Source organism: Bacillus cereus (assembly GCF_002577405.1).
Classification (GTDB): domain Bacteria; phylum Bacillota; class Bacilli; order Bacillales; family Bacillaceae_G; genus Bacillus_A; species Bacillus_A cereus_AU.
Genome location: NZ_NULR01000013.1, coordinates 123654 through 137130 on the forward strand (window position 1 = coordinate 123654; position 13477 = coordinate 137130).

The following is a 13477-nucleotide window of genomic DNA, read 5'->3' on the forward strand; positions in this document are numbered from 1 at the left end:
TTTGTATCTCGCGTAAGGAGGGGAACAGATGGCTGACAAACCAGCTCGTTCTAAACAAATTGAAACTGAAATGACCCTTGAGCAAGTGAAAGAACAACTCACTGAGCTCGGAAAAAAACGTGGCGTTCTTACATATGAAGAGATTGCAGAACGCATGAATGGATTTGAAATTGAATCCGATCAAATGGATGAATACTATGAATATTTAGGTGAACAAGGGATTGACTTAGTTGGTGACAATGACAACGACGAAGGTCCTAATAATCGCCAAATTACAAAAACAGAAGAAGAGTTCGACCTAAATGACTTAAGTGTACCACCTGGAGTGAAAATCAACGATCCTGTTCGTATGTACTTAAAAGAAATTGGTCGTGTAGATTTACTATCTGCTGAAGAAGAAATTCGACTTGCAACGCGTATTGAAGAAGGCGATGAAGAAGCGAAACGTCGTCTTGCAGAAGCGAACTTGCGTCTTGTAGTAAGTATTGCAAAGCGCTATGTGGGTCGTGGTATGCTTTTCTTAGACTTAATTCAAGAAGGGAATATGGGTCTAATTAAAGCGGTTGAAAAGTTCGATTATCGTAAAGGTTTCAAATTTAGTACGTATGCAACTTGGTGGATTCGCCAAGCGATTACACGTGCTATTGCAGACCAAGCGCGAACAATTCGTATTCCAGTTCATATGGTTGAAACGATTAATAAGTTAATTCGTGTACAACGTCAATTATTACAAGATTTAGGACGCGAACCATCTCCTGAAGAGATTGGTGAAGAAATGGATCTTGCACCAGAAAAAGTACGTGAAATCTTAAAAATTGCACAGGAGCCAGTTTCTCTTGAAACACCAATTGGTGAAGAAGACGACTCCCATTTAGGTGACTTTATTGAAGACCAAGAAGCGACATCGCCTGCGGACCATGCAGCGTATGAGTTGCTAAAAGAACAATTAGAAGATGTGTTAGATACACTAACAGATCGTGAAGAAAATGTTCTACGTCTTCGTTTCGGTTTAGATGATGGACGAACTCGTACGCTTGAAGAAGTTGGGAAAGTATTCGGTGTAACGAGAGAACGTATCCGTCAAATTGAAGCAAAAGCACTTCGTAAATTAAGACATCCAAGCCGTAGTAAGCGCCTTAAGGATTTCTTAGAATAGGCTACCTTTAAGTTTACTTCACTTTTGTGAAGTAAACTTTTTTATTTTGTTAATTTTTGTTAAAATTTAGCTATCAGCAACGATTACAATTTCTTGTAATTTATTTTACAGAATTGTCTTTTGATTTGCAAATGCTCATTTTTCGATTTTTCGATTAATTTTGTTTATTCTATACAAAAACATATGTAGAAAAACGAAAAATATGACGAGAAACGTTAGTAATTATCGAAATAATAAGCGATATAACAATAAAAAACAATAAACTGAATTTATGGAATATTTTTAACAAGTAATAGTTTACTCTTTTCTGATAGAGCGTTTTCAAGTACAATGGAAATGACTGAATCATCTAACTATTTAGGGGTATAGAGGGGGGAGAAGAGATATGAAACGTAATCCGCTGATTCCGTTCGCTCTTATTGCAGCATTAGGTATTATCGTTATGTTTGTATTTTCATTTCAGGGGCTAAATAAATCTAAAGAGTTAGCTGATGCAAAAAATGGCGGGAAGCCAGCGCAAACAGCATCAAAGCCAGAGGATATTGTGAAGCAAAGCTGTACGAGCTGTCATGGTGATCAGTTACAAGGGGCAGTCGGGCCTAATCTACAAAAAATTGGTGGGAAACTTTCAAAGGATGAAATTAAAGAAATTCTTTCGAAAGGAAAAGGAAATATGCCACCAAATATAGTTCCAGCTGATCAAGCAGCTAAAGTAGCTGATTGGTTATCGAAGAAAAAATAAAGTTCTGTATCACAAGTCTTTTGCGTTTGCAAAGGGCTTGTTTTTCTATGTTTTCTAAAATACGATGAGTAATAGAGAATGAAAGTGTTGTTATGGACTTGCAACAACTACTATAAATTCATTATCATGGAGACAGACTGACAAGAGAAGGAGTAATGGAAATACATGAATGAAGTAAAGCTTTCAAAACGATTAGAAGAAGTTGTACGGGAGATTCCAGTAGGATCTACAGTAGCTGATATTGGATCTGATCACGCGTATTTACCGTGTTATACAATTATAAATAATATTGCTACAAAAGCAGTTGCAGGAGAAGTTGTAGATGGACCGTTTCGCTCTGCGCAAGCAACTGTGGCAGAAAGTGGCTTACAAGATAAAGTAGACGTTCGTAAAGGGAATGGATTAGCTGTTATCGCGCCAGGAGAAGTAGATGTTATTACGGTTGCTGGAATGGGTGGAGCGCTAATTCGTGATATTTTAGAAATTGGTAAAGAAAAATTAGAGGGTGTAACGCGTCTAATTTTACAACCGAATATTGCAGCGCATCATATTCGCGAATGGTTTATTGAAAATGGATGGGAGCTTATCCATGAGAAAATTGTAAAAGAAGACGGGAAAATTTACGAAATTTTAGTTGGAGAACGAGGAGAGATTGGGGCACCTTATTCTGATAATAAGCAAGCCGAACTATTTATGGGGCCATTTTTAATAAAAGAAAAACGTGAGGCTTTTGTTGAGAAATGGGAAGGAGAATTGAAAAACTTCCAAAATATTTTAAAACAGTTAGAACGTGCGGCAGAATCTGGAGAAACACAGGCGAAGCGTGCAGAAATAGAAGCGAAAATGAAAATGATAGGGGATGTTTTATCATGAGTAAAATTCCGAATGGTTATGAAGTTATTTCTTTATTTGAGGGTATGTATCCGAAGCATTTAGCGATGGAAGGGGATAAGATTGGCTTACAGATTGGAGCGCTTAATAAATCTGTTGAGCACGTATTAATCGCATTAGATGTAACTGAGGAAGTTGTAGACGAGGCAATCCAACTAGGAGCGAATATCATTATTGCGCACCATCCTTTAATCTTTAATCCATTAAAAGCGATTCATACAGATAAGGCGTACGGAAGAATTATTGAAACGTGTATTAAAAATGATATTGCAATTTATGCGGCACATACAAATGTAGATATCGCTAAGGGCGGAGTAAATGATTTACTTGCCGATGCGTTAGGGTTACAAAATACAGAAGTATTAGTTCCTACATATGCAGAAGAAATGAAAAAAATTGTTGTGTTTGTACCAGTAACTCACGCAGAAGAAGTACGTAAAGCACTAGGAGATGCAGGTGCGGGCCATATCGGCAATTATAGCCACTGTACGTTCAGTAGTGAGGGGACAGGCACATTTGTACCTCAAGAGGGAACAAAGCCTTATATCGGGGAAACTGGACAGTTAGAACGTGTGGAAGAGGTGCGTATCGAAACGATAATTCCAGCTTCATTACAAAGAAAAGTTATGAAAGCGATGTTGGTAGCCCATCCATACGAAGAAGTGGCGTATGATGTATATCCGCTTGATAATAAAGGTGAAACTTTAGGTCTTGGTAAAATAGGATATTTACAAGAAGAAATGACACTTGGTCAATTTGCAGAACATGTGAAACAATCATTAGACGTGAAGGGTGCAAGAGTTGTCGGCAAGTTAGATGATAAAGTGCGTAAAGTCGCTGTACTTGGTGGAGATGGCAATAAATATATCAATCAAGCGAAATTTAAAGGAGCAGATGTATATGTAACAGGTGACATGTATTATCATGTTGCTCACGATGCGATGATGCTCGGTTTAAATATAGTTGACCCAGGACATAACGTTGAAAAAGTAATGAAGCAAGGTGTGCAAAAGCAATTGCAAGAACAAGTAGATGCGAAAAAACTTAATGTACATATTCATGCTTCTCAGTTACATACAGACCCATTTACATTTGTATAAGAAAAATAAAAACCGTTGCTCATATAGGCAACGGTTTTTACTATTGTTCTTTTTTTACTTTTACACGAGGTAATATCTTTTGAAGTGGTACTTTTCGAATTCTCTCCCATGTAGCTGGGTTCATTGGATCATATTGATCTAAGAAAGCGATAACTTCTTTTGTAATTGGTGTTGGAGTAGAAGCGCCGGCTGTAACAGCTACGTTTTCTACACCCTGTAGCCACTCTAATTGAATCTCGCTTACATCTGCAACACGATATGCTTTTGTACCAGCGATTTCTTGTGATACTTGTGCTAAGCGATTTGAATTGTTACTTTTTGGATCACCAACAACAATTGTTAAGTCTGCAACATCAGCTTGTTTAGCGACAGCTTCTTGGCGAACTTGAGTTGCTAAACAAATTTCCTTATGGAATTCTGCTGTTGGGAATTTTTTCTGAATGTCTTCCATTAAATGTTGAACGTCCCATTGGCTCATCGTTGTTTGATTCGTAACTAAAATTTTATCCGTTGGAATTTCTAATGTTTTTAAATCATCGGCTCTTTCGATAAGGTGAACGATGTCAGGTGCAATACCAACTGCACCTTCTGGTTCTGGATGGTTTTTTTTGCCGATATAAATGACATGGTAACCTTCAGCTTTCTTTGCTTCAATAAGATCATGTGTTTTTGTAACATCTGGACAAGTTGCATCGATTGTTGTTAAACCTTTTTCTTTTGCACGTTGTTTAACTTCTGGAGAAACACCATGTGCAGTGAAAATAACAGTACCAGAATCGATTTTATCTAAAATCTCTAATCGACTTGGACCATCTAATGTAATAATGCCATCTTCTTCGAACGCATCTGTTACATGTTTGTTGTGAACAATCATGCCTAAAATATAAATAGGTCTCGGTAATGATGTATCTAATGCGGCGTTACGTGCAATAACCATCGCGTCAACAACACCGTAGCAATAACCACGAGGGGAAATTTTAACAATCTTCATGTGAGTAATCCTCTCCTTCTAAACAAGGGATACTTTTGTGCATAGTCTTTTACATTATAAAGGAGGAGTGGATAGAAAACAAAGGATTGTTACACATATAGTTTTGGTTTTGTTGCTATTTTTTGAACAGGTTCCTCTCGTACTTCTTTTTCTATGACTGGCTCAATCACTATTTTTTTTCTTTTTCTTTTTTTTTGCGGAGGAGGTGGGGGTGCTACCTCAACCTTTTCTGTTAGGTCTTCAGTTTGATCCTCGGTTGGATCTTCTTCCGTACTTTTTCCAGAGGTGAGGATTTTAACAATGCTTGGTAGGTTACGCATAATGGGACCGTACTGTTCGACGACAGGGCTTACAGATTGAACGACTTGTGATACTTTTTCGATATTATTTATCATATTAGTTGGATTCGAAATTAAATTCACAAAAAAACTACCGATGCCGCTACTTGATGTCGCTGTAGTTGCTGCACCGCCGCGCGTTTCATTTGATTCATACATTTGAGGGGGGATCATTTGCTCAGGATGCTGCTGCATGTATGGTTGATATTGCTGTGAGTATTGCTGCGGGTATTGTTGTTGGTATTGCTGTCGATATTGGGGGGGCGGTTGCTGGTGCATCATTGGCGGTGGTCCTTCCATTTGTCGATAAGGCGGAACCATTTGCATGAAAGGTTCGGTTGGATCGTGTTTTTTAAAGAGTTTAGCAAGAAATCCTTTCTTTTTTTGTGCCATCGGTGGTAGTTGTGGAATTGGATATGGTGTGTAAGGTTGCTGTCCTGGATTCGGATACATTTGCCTTATAGGGGATTTCGGAAACATGTGAGAAATCCTCCTTTCTTCAGTTAGGTATATACACATACAATATGCAATGAAAGGGAAGAAGGTTAGTTTTTAAAGGAAAAACCTAAACTAAAGATGGCTTTTATTTGTAGATTTCGATATAATGTAGACTTGACTGATTTGTGCGCGCAGTAGAAATTTTAGAAAGAAGGTGTAACTTATGACACAACAAACTTTTACACAGTATGATTTTAAACCATTTTTAATAGATGCAGTTCGTGAACTACGCTTTACAGAGCCGACAGGAATTCAACAGAAAATTTTCCCGGTCGTGAAAAAAGGTGTAAGTGTAATTGGACAATCCCAAACAGGTTCTGGGAAAACACACGCATATTTACTTCCTACACTGAACAGAATTAATCCAAGTCGTGAAGAAGTACAACTTGTTATTACAGCACCTACTCGTGAGTTAGCACAACAAATTTACGAAGAGATTGTGAAATTAACAAAATTCTGTGCGGAAGATCAAATGATTACAGCGCGTTGTTTAATTGGTGGAACTGATAAACAACGTTCAATTGAAAAATTGAAAAAACAACCTCATATCGTAGTTGGGACACCAGGACGTATTAAAGACTTAGTAGAAGAACAAGCATTATTTGTTCATAAAGCAAATACGATTATTGTCGATGAAGCTGACTTAATGCTTGATATGGGATTCATTCATGATGTAGATAAAATTGCAGCACGCATGCCTAAAAACTTGCAAATGCTAGTTTTCTCTGCAACAATTCCTCAAAAACTAAAACCGTTTCTGAAGAAATATATGGAGAATCCAGAGCATATTCATATCAATCCAAAACAAGTTGCAGCTGGAAACATTGAACACTATTTAGTGCCTTCTAAACATCGTAATAAAATTGATTTAGTGAATAAAATGCTACTTCAATTTAAACCGTATTTAGCAGTTGTTTTCACGAATACGAAAAAGATGGCAGATCAGGTTGCTGACGGATTAATGGAACGTGGCTTAAAAGTTGGACGAATTCACGGAGATTTATCACCGCGTGATCGTAAAAAAATGATGAAACAAATTCGTGACCTTGAATTCCAATATATTGTTGCAACTGATTTAGCAGCACGTGGTATTGATATTGAAGGAATTAGCCATGTTATTAACTATGAGCTTCCATCAGATTTAGATTTCTTCGTTCACCGCGTTGGAAGAACAGCACGTGCGGGTCATTCAGGTATTGCAGTGACAATTTATGATCCAGCAAACGAAGAAGCGTTAGATAGCTTAGAAAAACAACGTCATATCGAGTTCAAACATGTAGATTTACGCGGAGATGAGTGGGCAGATTTAGGTGAACGTCGTCGTCGTAAGAGTCGTAAAAAACCAAATGATGAAATGGACGTTATGGCAACAAAAGTTGTTAAAAAGCCGAAAAAAGTAAAACCGAACTATAAACGCAAACTTGCAACAGAACGTGACAAAGTGAAGAGAAAATATAGCAATAAAAAAAGATAAGGGACTTCCCTTATCTTTTTTTATCCCGCTATTTGCGGGGGTAATAATCAGTGGAGAATGGAAAAAACAATTCACTACATATTTCTACAAATTATGCTATCATTATATCTATTGTATATTGAAGAGGTGATTGTATGTTAAAGATTGGATCTCATGTTTCAATGAGTGGTAAGAAGATGTTATTAGCAGCAAGTGAAGAGGCTGTTTCATACGGTGCAACAACGTTTATGATTTATACAGGTGCACCGCAAAATACACGAAGAAAACCAATTGAAGAATTGAATATAGAAGCAGGAAGAAAACATATGGAACTGAATGGTATTGAGGAAATTATCGTCCATGCTCCGTATATTATTAATGTTGGGAATACGACGAAGCCAGAAACATTCCAATTAGGTGTAGATTTCCTTCGCATGGAAATTGAAAGAACATCGGCATTAGGTGTAGCGAAACAAATTGTTCTTCATCCGGGAGCTCACGTTGGTGCAGGAGCAGATGCTGGTATTCAACAAATTATTAAAGGGCTTAATGAAGTATTAACGCCAGACCAGACGGTTAACATTGCGTTAGAAACGATGGCAGGAAAAGGAACGGAATGCGGCCGTAGTTTTGAAGAAATTGCAAAAATTATTGATGGCGTAAAATATAATGAAAAGTTATCTGTATGTTTTGATACGTGCCATACGCACGATGCAGGATATGATATTGTAAATGATTTTGACGGTGTATTAAATCAGTTTGATAAGATCGTTGGAATTGATCGTCTACAAGTACTTCATATTAATGATAGTAAAAATGTGTGCGGAGCAGGAAAAGACCGTCATGAAAACATCGGTTTCGGTCATATCGGTTATAAAGCATTGCATCATATTGTACATCATCCGCAGTTAATGAACGTGCCAAAAATTCTTGAAACACCGTATGTAGGTGAAGATAAAAAAGACAAGAAGCCACCATATAAGTTTGAAATTGAAATGCTGAAAAATGGTATTTTCGATGAGGGAATTCTTGAAAAAATTAAAGCGCAATAATAAGGAGGGGGATTTTTCCCCCTCCTTATTTTAGTAGTTGTTGAAATAAAGTATTTACTTGTTGGGCGGTAGCAGGAGAGGTGAGTTTTGCAATTTGTTTTAAGAGCTCTAGTCGCTCGTTATTATCATAAATATTAATATTTTTTCCTTTCATAAGTAAAACAATTTGATCAGCTTGTGCAGCTGTAATGGGAACTTCATATTCTTTACTATATTTCAATAACTCTTTTGTAGAAATATGATTTAATTTTTTGTTAACAATTTGTTTAATGAGATTCATCGTGTTATCCTCCTTCACACGTTCTTCTATCGAAATATATGAGCGTATAGCTTGTATATATTCTTATGGAGTTTCTTTTTATGAGGAAAAGAAGCGTATGTTATAATAAAGGGACAAAACTACAGAGAAAGAGTATAAGGAGGACTTATGGAGCAAAAGCAACATCGAAAAGAAAGTGTTATTCATCTCGTTTATCGCTTAGTTATGATTATTTTTGGTGCAGCGTGCGCGGCGGTAGCAATTGAACTATTTTTAATGCCAAATAAAATTATTGATGGTGGAATTATTGGTATTTCTCTTATTTTGGATTATCTGACTCCAAATATTTGGTGGTTAAGTTTCTCTACTTTGGTTGTTGTTCTCAATATTCCGTTTATGTACTCAGGTTATAAGCAAATTGGAAAAACATTTATGTTATCTTCGGCATTCGGTATTGTAGCTTTAGCATTTATTGAATCAACGCTACATGCTGTTCCGCCATTTACAACAGAGCCAATTTTAGCAACGGTGTTTGGTGGTCTTATTTTAGGCCTTGGTGTAGGGCTTGTTATTCGTCATGGTGGATCAATGGACGGAACAGAAATTATGGGGATTTTATTAACGAAGAAATTACCGTTTTCTGTTGGTGAATTCGTCATGTTTGTGAACTTATTTATTTTTGCATGGGCGGCATTTGTATTTGGCGTTGAACAAGCAATGTATTCTGTTATGACGTACTATATCGCATTCAAAACAATTGATACAGTAATTCAAGGGTTAGATGAAACAAAAGCAGTTTTAATTGTATCAGATCAATATGAGGAAGTATCAAATGCGATTTTACATCGTCTTGGTCGTGGAACTACAAAACTTGTAGCAAAAGGTGGTTACACAGATAAAGAAAAAGAAGTTATTTATGCAGTTGTAACCCGCCTGGAAGTGACGAAGTTAAAATCAATTGTGCATGAAATTGATGAAAATGCTTTTGTTACTATTATGAGTACGCAAGAGACAAACGGTGGTAAGTTTAAATCAGCTATTCATTAAAAAGTTATTTGTAATATTTTTTGAAAGCAGAGAATTTTTCTCTGCTTTTTGTTATAATAGTAAGGTTTCCTGAAATAAAAGATATATTTTGGGCAGATTGGTTTACAACTATAATAAGCTGTACTATAATTCAAATAGATATAAATCGGAATCATTCTGAATTAAAATAGGTGAGATGCTATGAATAATATATTGGAAATAGAAAGATTAACGTTTCGATACGAAGATCGCAACGTGTTAGAAGATATTAATTTGCAAGTTCCGAAGGGAGCTTTTTTAGGTTTAGTTGGACCAAATGGTTCAGGGAAATCGACTTTGCTTAAATGTTTATTAGGTGTTTTAAAGCCAAAGCAAGGAAGCATTCGATTGTTTGGTATTGATAGTAAGAAGTTTAAAGAATGGAATAAAGTGGGTTATGTATCCCAAAAGGCAAGTAGTTTTAACTCAGGTTTCCCGGCAACAGTTTTTGAGGTCGTGTCAATGGGACTTGTTTCGAAAAAAGGTCTTTTTCGCTTTTTTACGAAAGATGATAAGGCAAAAGTAGAAAAAGCAATTGCTGATGTAGGTATGAGTGAGTTTCAAGGACGCAATATTGGAGAACTTTCTGGTGGGCAACAACAACGTGTATTTATTGCTCGCGCACTTGTAAGTGATCCACAATTGCTTATTTTGGACGAGCCTACTGTTGGGATCGATGTGAAAAATGTAGAAAGCTTTTACGAGATATTAGAGGATTTAAACAAAAGGTTGGGCATCACGTTAATTCTTGTTACACACGATATGGGAGCAGTTACCGAGAAGGTAACACATGTTGCATGCTTAAACCAACATCTACATTTCCATGGTAATGTAGAGAAATTCCGAGAGTTAGAAGATGCGGAAATGTCCGTCTTATATGGGCATCATGTTCACCGTTTAGAACACGAGCATGAGCATCACGGGAGGATATAATGATACAAGATTTTTTACAATATGACTTTTTACGTAACTCTTTATATGCGGGGATTTTAATAGGACTTGTTGCGCCGCTTATCGGTGTGTTTGTTGTAATTCGCCGCATGTCGCTTATTGCAGATGCATTAAGTCATGTGACGTTATCAGGTATTGCTGCAAGTTTATTACTTGAAAAAACAATTTTTACAGGTGGATTTTTAAATCCGCTATATATGGGGATGATTTTCTCGATAGGTGGAGCGCTACTAATTGAAAAATTACGAACTGTATATAAGCATTATCAAGAATTAGCAATTCCAATTATTCTTTCAGCGGGAATGGGCATCGGTGTTATTTTCATTTCACTTGCAAATGGATTTAACACAGATTTATTTAGTTATTTATTCGGTAGTGTAAGTGCTGTTACAAGTGGGGATTTAATTATTATTGGTATTGTAGCAATTGTTGTACTTGCAACGATTGGTTTATTATACAAAGAGTTGTTTTTACTATCATTTGATGAGGAATACGCTGTATCAACCGGTTTGAGTGCAAAGTGGATTCACTTTATTTTTATTATTTTAGTTGCGCTTGTTATTGCAGTATCCATGCGTGTTGTAGGTGTTCTTCTCGTATCATCTTTAATGACGTTACCAGTTGCAGCAAGTATTCGTATTGCTAAAGGATTTAAACAAACAATTTTCTTTTCCATTATATTTGGTGAAATTGCAGTAATTGGTGGAATGTTTGCTTCGTATCAACTTGATCTAGCACCAGGTGGTACAATTGTCGTGATAGCAGTTCTTATTTTGATCGGTGCAATTTTATGGAAGAAGAAAAAAACTGCATAAAGTAGGGATAGGTATGAATCTAACAGAAGCTTTACGCCTAATGAAAGACAAAGGATACAAACATACTGGAAAAAGGGAAGAAATGCTCAGATTATTTGCGGCTCACAATCGTTATTTAACTGCAAAAGACGTTTTGGAGCATATGAAGGATGATTATCCAGGGCTTAGTTTTGATACGATTTATCGTAACTTAACAGTTTTTGCTGAGATTGGTGTTTTAGAACAAACGGAATTAAATGGTGAAAAACATTTTCGTTTTACATGTTCTATTATGGAACATCATCATCATTTTATTTGCTTGGATTGTGGTGGTACGAAAGAAATTACTTCCTGCCCAATGGATTTTATGAATAAAGATTTTAACGGTTATGAAGTAACCGGTCATAAATTTGAAATATACGGCCGTTGTCCAAAATGTGCAAAATAAAAGCTCGTCGGTTATATAACTGACGAGCTTTTTTGCATAGAAAAGAAGGTTGCTCACAAATATTGTGGGCAACCTTCTTTTTATTGTTCTTGTGTTTCTTTTTCTTTTTCTTTTTCTTTTTCTTTTTCTTTTTCTCGTTCAGCAGCCATTTCAGCAGCAATTACATCGATTTCTTTTTTCAGTTCTTCTACCATTGTTTCCTCAGGTACTTTACGAACGACTTGCCCTTTACGGAATAATAGTCCTTCTCCGCGTGCACCGGCAATACCGATATCAGCTTCGCGAGCTTCACCAGGACCGTTTACAGCGCAACCAAGTACTGCAACTTTAATTGGTACTTGAAGTGTAGAAATATATTCTTCTACTTCGTTAGCGATGCTAATTAAGTCAATTTCAATACGACCGCAAGTTGGACAAGAGATAAGTGTTGCTGCATTAGAGGCAAGACCAAATGACTTTAATAGTTCGCGCGCAACTTTTACTTCTTCAACTGGATCAGCACTTAATGAAATACGTAATGTATTTCCAATGCCTTTGCTTAAGATTGCTCCAAGACCAGCGGCACTTTTTACAGTTCCGGCAAATAATGTTCCAGATTCTGTAATACCTAAGTGTAATGGGTAATCAAAAGCGCGAGCAGCTTTCTCGTATGCTTCGATTGCTAAGTTAACATCAGAGGCTTTCATAGATACGATAATATCGTGGAAGTCTAAATCCTCTAAAATTTTAATGTGATGTAGTGCGCTCTCGACCATACCATCTGCAGTTGGGTATCCGTACTTTTCTAAAATGTGACGCTCTAATGAACCAGCGTTTACACCGATACGGATTGGAATACCGCGTTCTTTTGCTGCATTTACAACAGCTTCTACTTTATGGCGACGACCGATGTTACCTGGATTGATACGTACTTTATCAATGCCACCTTCAATTGCTTTTAAAGCAAGGCGATAATCAAAATGAATATCAGCAACAAGTGGAATGTTGATTTGTTTTTTAATATCAGCAATAGCATCTGCTGCGCGTTCATCTGGAACGGCAACACGAACAACTTGACAGCCTGCTTCTTCTAAACGTTTAATTTCAGCAACTGTTGCTTCAACATCATGTGTTTTTGTTGTTGTCATACTTTGTATAATTAATTCATTATTACCGCCAATTGTTAAATTACCGACTTTAACTGGACGTGTTTTTGTACGATGAGTCATTTCATTCACGAATAGATCGCTCTCCTTATAAAAGAAGTTTCTTATTTAGTCCCTCATATCAATGATAGTATACGTGATACAGGGCTATAGAAACCGAAGTGCTCGGTTTCACTTTTACTATTGTATCAGCGCCTTTATGTAATTGACAAGGATTAAGTGATTGCTTATTGATATAACGGGAATTTATAAGACTTTCCAATTTGTATTTTTGTAGCAGATGTACTTTTATTTAATTGTTTAAAGTCATCAATTACTTTTTCAATAGAAGGAATTTTTTTCTTATTAATTTGTTCTGTAATTGAAAGGACGGTTTCACCAGTTTTTACTTCGATTGTTTTATAAGCTACATCCGTTTCTTTTTCTGCTGCATTCTCTTTAATTTGTTTTGTACCTGTGTCTTCTTTTTTAATCGTTTGGGCAGCGGTTGTTTTTTTATATGAACTTAACATCGGTAAAGTGCCGATTTTTATATCGTAATAAAATATATAACAGAGAACAAGCACGAATAAGAATATACCTAATCTTTTCATA

General features: G+C 36.4%; 15 protein-coding genes. 10 read left to right on the forward strand and 5 right to left on the reverse strand.

The features are described 5' to 3' along the window. Positions 1–28: 28 nt before the first annotated feature. The 4 genes from rpoD (at position 29) to COC96_RS16415 (ending at position 3889) form a co-directional block, all read left to right on the forward strand. Positions 29–1156, forward strand: coding sequence for an RNA polymerase sigma factor RpoD (gene rpoD, locus COC96_RS16400; protein ID WP_000764062.1), 1128 nt, complete (start codon positions 29–31; stop codon positions 1154–1156). 385 nt (positions 1157–1541) lie between these two features. Beyond that, positions 1542–1898 carry a cytochrome c550 gene (cccA, locus tag COC96_RS16405; protein WP_000828145.1) on the forward strand — a complete coding sequence of 119 codons (357 nt, stop codon included), beginning with the start codon at positions 1542–1544 and terminating at the stop codon, positions 1896–1898. A gap of 165 nt (positions 1899–2063) precedes the next feature. Beyond that, a complete protein-coding gene (locus COC96_RS16410; protein ID WP_098769062.1) occupies positions 2064–2771 on the forward strand; it encodes a tRNA (adenine(22)-N(1))-methyltransferase in 708 nt (235 codons plus the stop codon). Then, positions 2768–3889: a Nif3-like dinuclear metal center hexameric protein gene (locus COC96_RS16415; protein WP_098769063.1), complete on the forward strand. Its 1122-nt coding sequence runs from the start codon at positions 2768–2770 to the stop codon at positions 3887–3889. Before COC96_RS16410 ends, COC96_RS16415 begins: the two co-directional genes overlap by 4 nt. Positions 3890–3929: 40 nt before the next feature. Here COC96_RS16415 and COC96_RS16420 read toward each other — a convergent pair whose 3' ends face one another. Together COC96_RS16420 and vrrA are read right to left on the reverse strand one after the other, a co-directional pair. Continuing rightward, on the reverse strand, positions 3930–4880 hold the full coding sequence (locus COC96_RS16420; RefSeq protein WP_097906169.1) for a 4-hydroxy-3-methylbut-2-enyl diphosphate reductase: 951 nt from the start codon (positions 4878–4880) through the stop codon (positions 3930–3932). A gap of 89 nt (positions 4881–4969) precedes the next feature. Then, positions 4970–5698 (reverse strand): VrrA/YqfQ family protein, encoded by a 729-nt coding sequence (gene vrrA / locus COC96_RS16425; RefSeq protein ID WP_098769064.1) that lies wholly within the window; start codon positions 5696–5698, stop codon positions 4970–4972. Between the two features lie 181 nt (positions 5699–5879). On the opposite strand from vrrA, the gene COC96_RS16430 reads away from it, so the two are divergent. Further along, on the forward strand, positions 5880–7190 hold the full coding sequence (locus tag COC96_RS16430; RefSeq protein WP_098268124.1) for a DEAD/DEAH box helicase: 1311 nt from the start codon (positions 5880–5882) through the stop codon (positions 7188–7190). 134 nt (positions 7191–7324) lie between these two features. After that, complete coding sequence (locus COC96_RS16435) at positions 7325–8221, forward strand: deoxyribonuclease IV (protein WP_098769065.1); 897 nt, start codon at positions 7325–7327, stop codon at positions 8219–8221. Positions 8222–8246: 25 nt separating this feature from the next. Here COC96_RS16435 and COC96_RS16440 read toward each other — a convergent pair whose 3' ends face one another. Beyond that, positions 8247–8501, reverse strand: a complete 255-nt coding sequence (locus COC96_RS16440) for a DUF2624 domain-containing protein (protein WP_097906165.1) — start codon at positions 8499–8501, stop codon at positions 8247–8249. A 147-nt stretch (positions 8502–8648) separates the two neighbouring features. Between COC96_RS16440 and COC96_RS16445 the strand changes: the two genes are divergently transcribed. From COC96_RS16445 to COC96_RS16460, 4 genes are all read left to right on the forward strand, one after another. Then, on the forward strand, positions 8649–9527 hold the full coding sequence (locus COC96_RS16445) for a YitT family protein (protein ID WP_097906164.1): 879 nt from the start codon (positions 8649–8651) through the stop codon (positions 9525–9527). A 180-nt stretch (positions 9528–9707) separates the two neighbouring features. Then, the gene (locus COC96_RS16450; RefSeq protein WP_098769066.1) at positions 9708–10478 is read left to right on the forward strand and encodes a metal ABC transporter ATP-binding protein; all 771 of its coding nucleotides are present in this window, start codon (positions 9708–9710) and stop codon (positions 10476–10478) included. Next, positions 10478–11311 (forward strand): metal ABC transporter permease, encoded by an 834-nt coding sequence (locus COC96_RS16455; protein ID WP_097906162.1) that lies wholly within the window; start codon positions 10478–10480, stop codon positions 11309–11311. Before COC96_RS16450 ends, COC96_RS16455 begins: the two co-directional genes overlap by 1 nt. Positions 11312–11324: 13 nt before the next feature. Then, positions 11325–11738, forward strand: coding sequence for a Fur family transcriptional regulator (locus COC96_RS16460; protein WP_001054512.1), 414 nt, complete (start codon positions 11325–11327; stop codon positions 11736–11738). 80 nt (positions 11739–11818) lie between these two features. Here COC96_RS16460 and ispG read toward each other — a convergent pair whose 3' ends face one another. Beyond that, entirely contained in the window at positions 11819–12946 is a 1128-nt protein-coding gene (gene ispG, locus COC96_RS16465; protein ID WP_180234962.1) for a flavodoxin-dependent (E)-4-hydroxy-3-methylbut-2-enyl-diphosphate synthase, read from the reverse strand. A gap of 164 nt (positions 12947–13110) precedes the next feature. After that, complete coding sequence (locus COC96_RS16470) at positions 13111–13476, reverse strand: hypothetical protein (RefSeq protein ID WP_097906160.1); 366 nt, start codon at positions 13474–13476, stop codon at positions 13111–13113. Position 13477 lies beyond the last annotated feature (1 nt).

What these genes read in the sequence shown, in the direction of transcription:
- COC96_RS16440 (WP_097906165.1), bottom strand. Translation starts at nt 8,501, where the DNA reads ATGAATCTCATTAAACAAATTGTTAACAAAAAATTAAATCATATTTCT.
- COC96_RS16410 (WP_098769062.1), top strand. Translation starts at nt 2,064, where the DNA reads ATGAATGAAGTAAAGCTTTCAAAACGATTAGAAGAAGTTGTACGGGAG.
- COC96_RS16415 (WP_098769063.1), top strand. Translation starts at nt 2,768, where the DNA reads ATGAGTAAAATTCCGAATGGTTATGAAGTTATTTCTTTATTTGAGGGT.
- cccA (WP_000828145.1), top strand. Translation starts at nt 1,542, where the DNA reads ATGAAACGTAATCCGCTGATTCCGTTCGCTCTTATTGCAGCATTAGGT.
- COC96_RS16470 (WP_097906160.1), bottom strand. Translation starts at nt 13,476, where the DNA reads ATGAAAAGATTAGGTATATTCTTATTCGTGCTTGTTCTCTGTTATATA.
- COC96_RS16445 (WP_097906164.1), top strand. Translation starts at nt 8,649, where the DNA reads ATGGAGCAAAAGCAACATCGAAAAGAAAGTGTTATTCATCTCGTTTAT.
- rpoD (WP_000764062.1), top strand. Translation starts at nt 29, where the DNA reads ATGGCTGACAAACCAGCTCGTTCTAAACAAATTGAAACTGAAATGACC.
- COC96_RS16420 (WP_097906169.1), bottom strand. Translation starts at nt 4,880, where the DNA reads ATGAAGATTGTTAAAATTTCCCCTCGTGGTTATTGCTACGGTGTTGTT.
- COC96_RS16435 (WP_098769065.1), top strand. Translation starts at nt 7,325, where the DNA reads ATGTTAAAGATTGGATCTCATGTTTCAATGAGTGGTAAGAAGATGTTA.
- COC96_RS16455 (WP_097906162.1), top strand. Translation starts at nt 10,478, where the DNA reads ATGATACAAGATTTTTTACAATATGACTTTTTACGTAACTCTTTATAT.
- COC96_RS16430 (WP_098268124.1), top strand. Translation starts at nt 5,880, where the DNA reads ATGACACAACAAACTTTTACACAGTATGATTTTAAACCATTTTTAATA.
- COC96_RS16450 (WP_098769066.1), top strand. Translation starts at nt 9,708, where the DNA reads ATGAATAATATATTGGAAATAGAAAGATTAACGTTTCGATACGAAGAT.
- vrrA (WP_098769064.1), bottom strand. Translation starts at nt 5,698, where the DNA reads ATGTTTCCGAAATCCCCTATAAGGCAAATGTATCCGAATCCAGGACAG.
- COC96_RS16460 (WP_001054512.1), top strand. Translation starts at nt 11,325, where the DNA reads ATGAATCTAACAGAAGCTTTACGCCTAATGAAAGACAAAGGATACAAA.
- ispG (WP_180234962.1), bottom strand. Translation starts at nt 12,946, where the DNA reads ATGACTCATCGTACAAAAACACGTCCAGTTAAAGTCGGTAATTTAACA.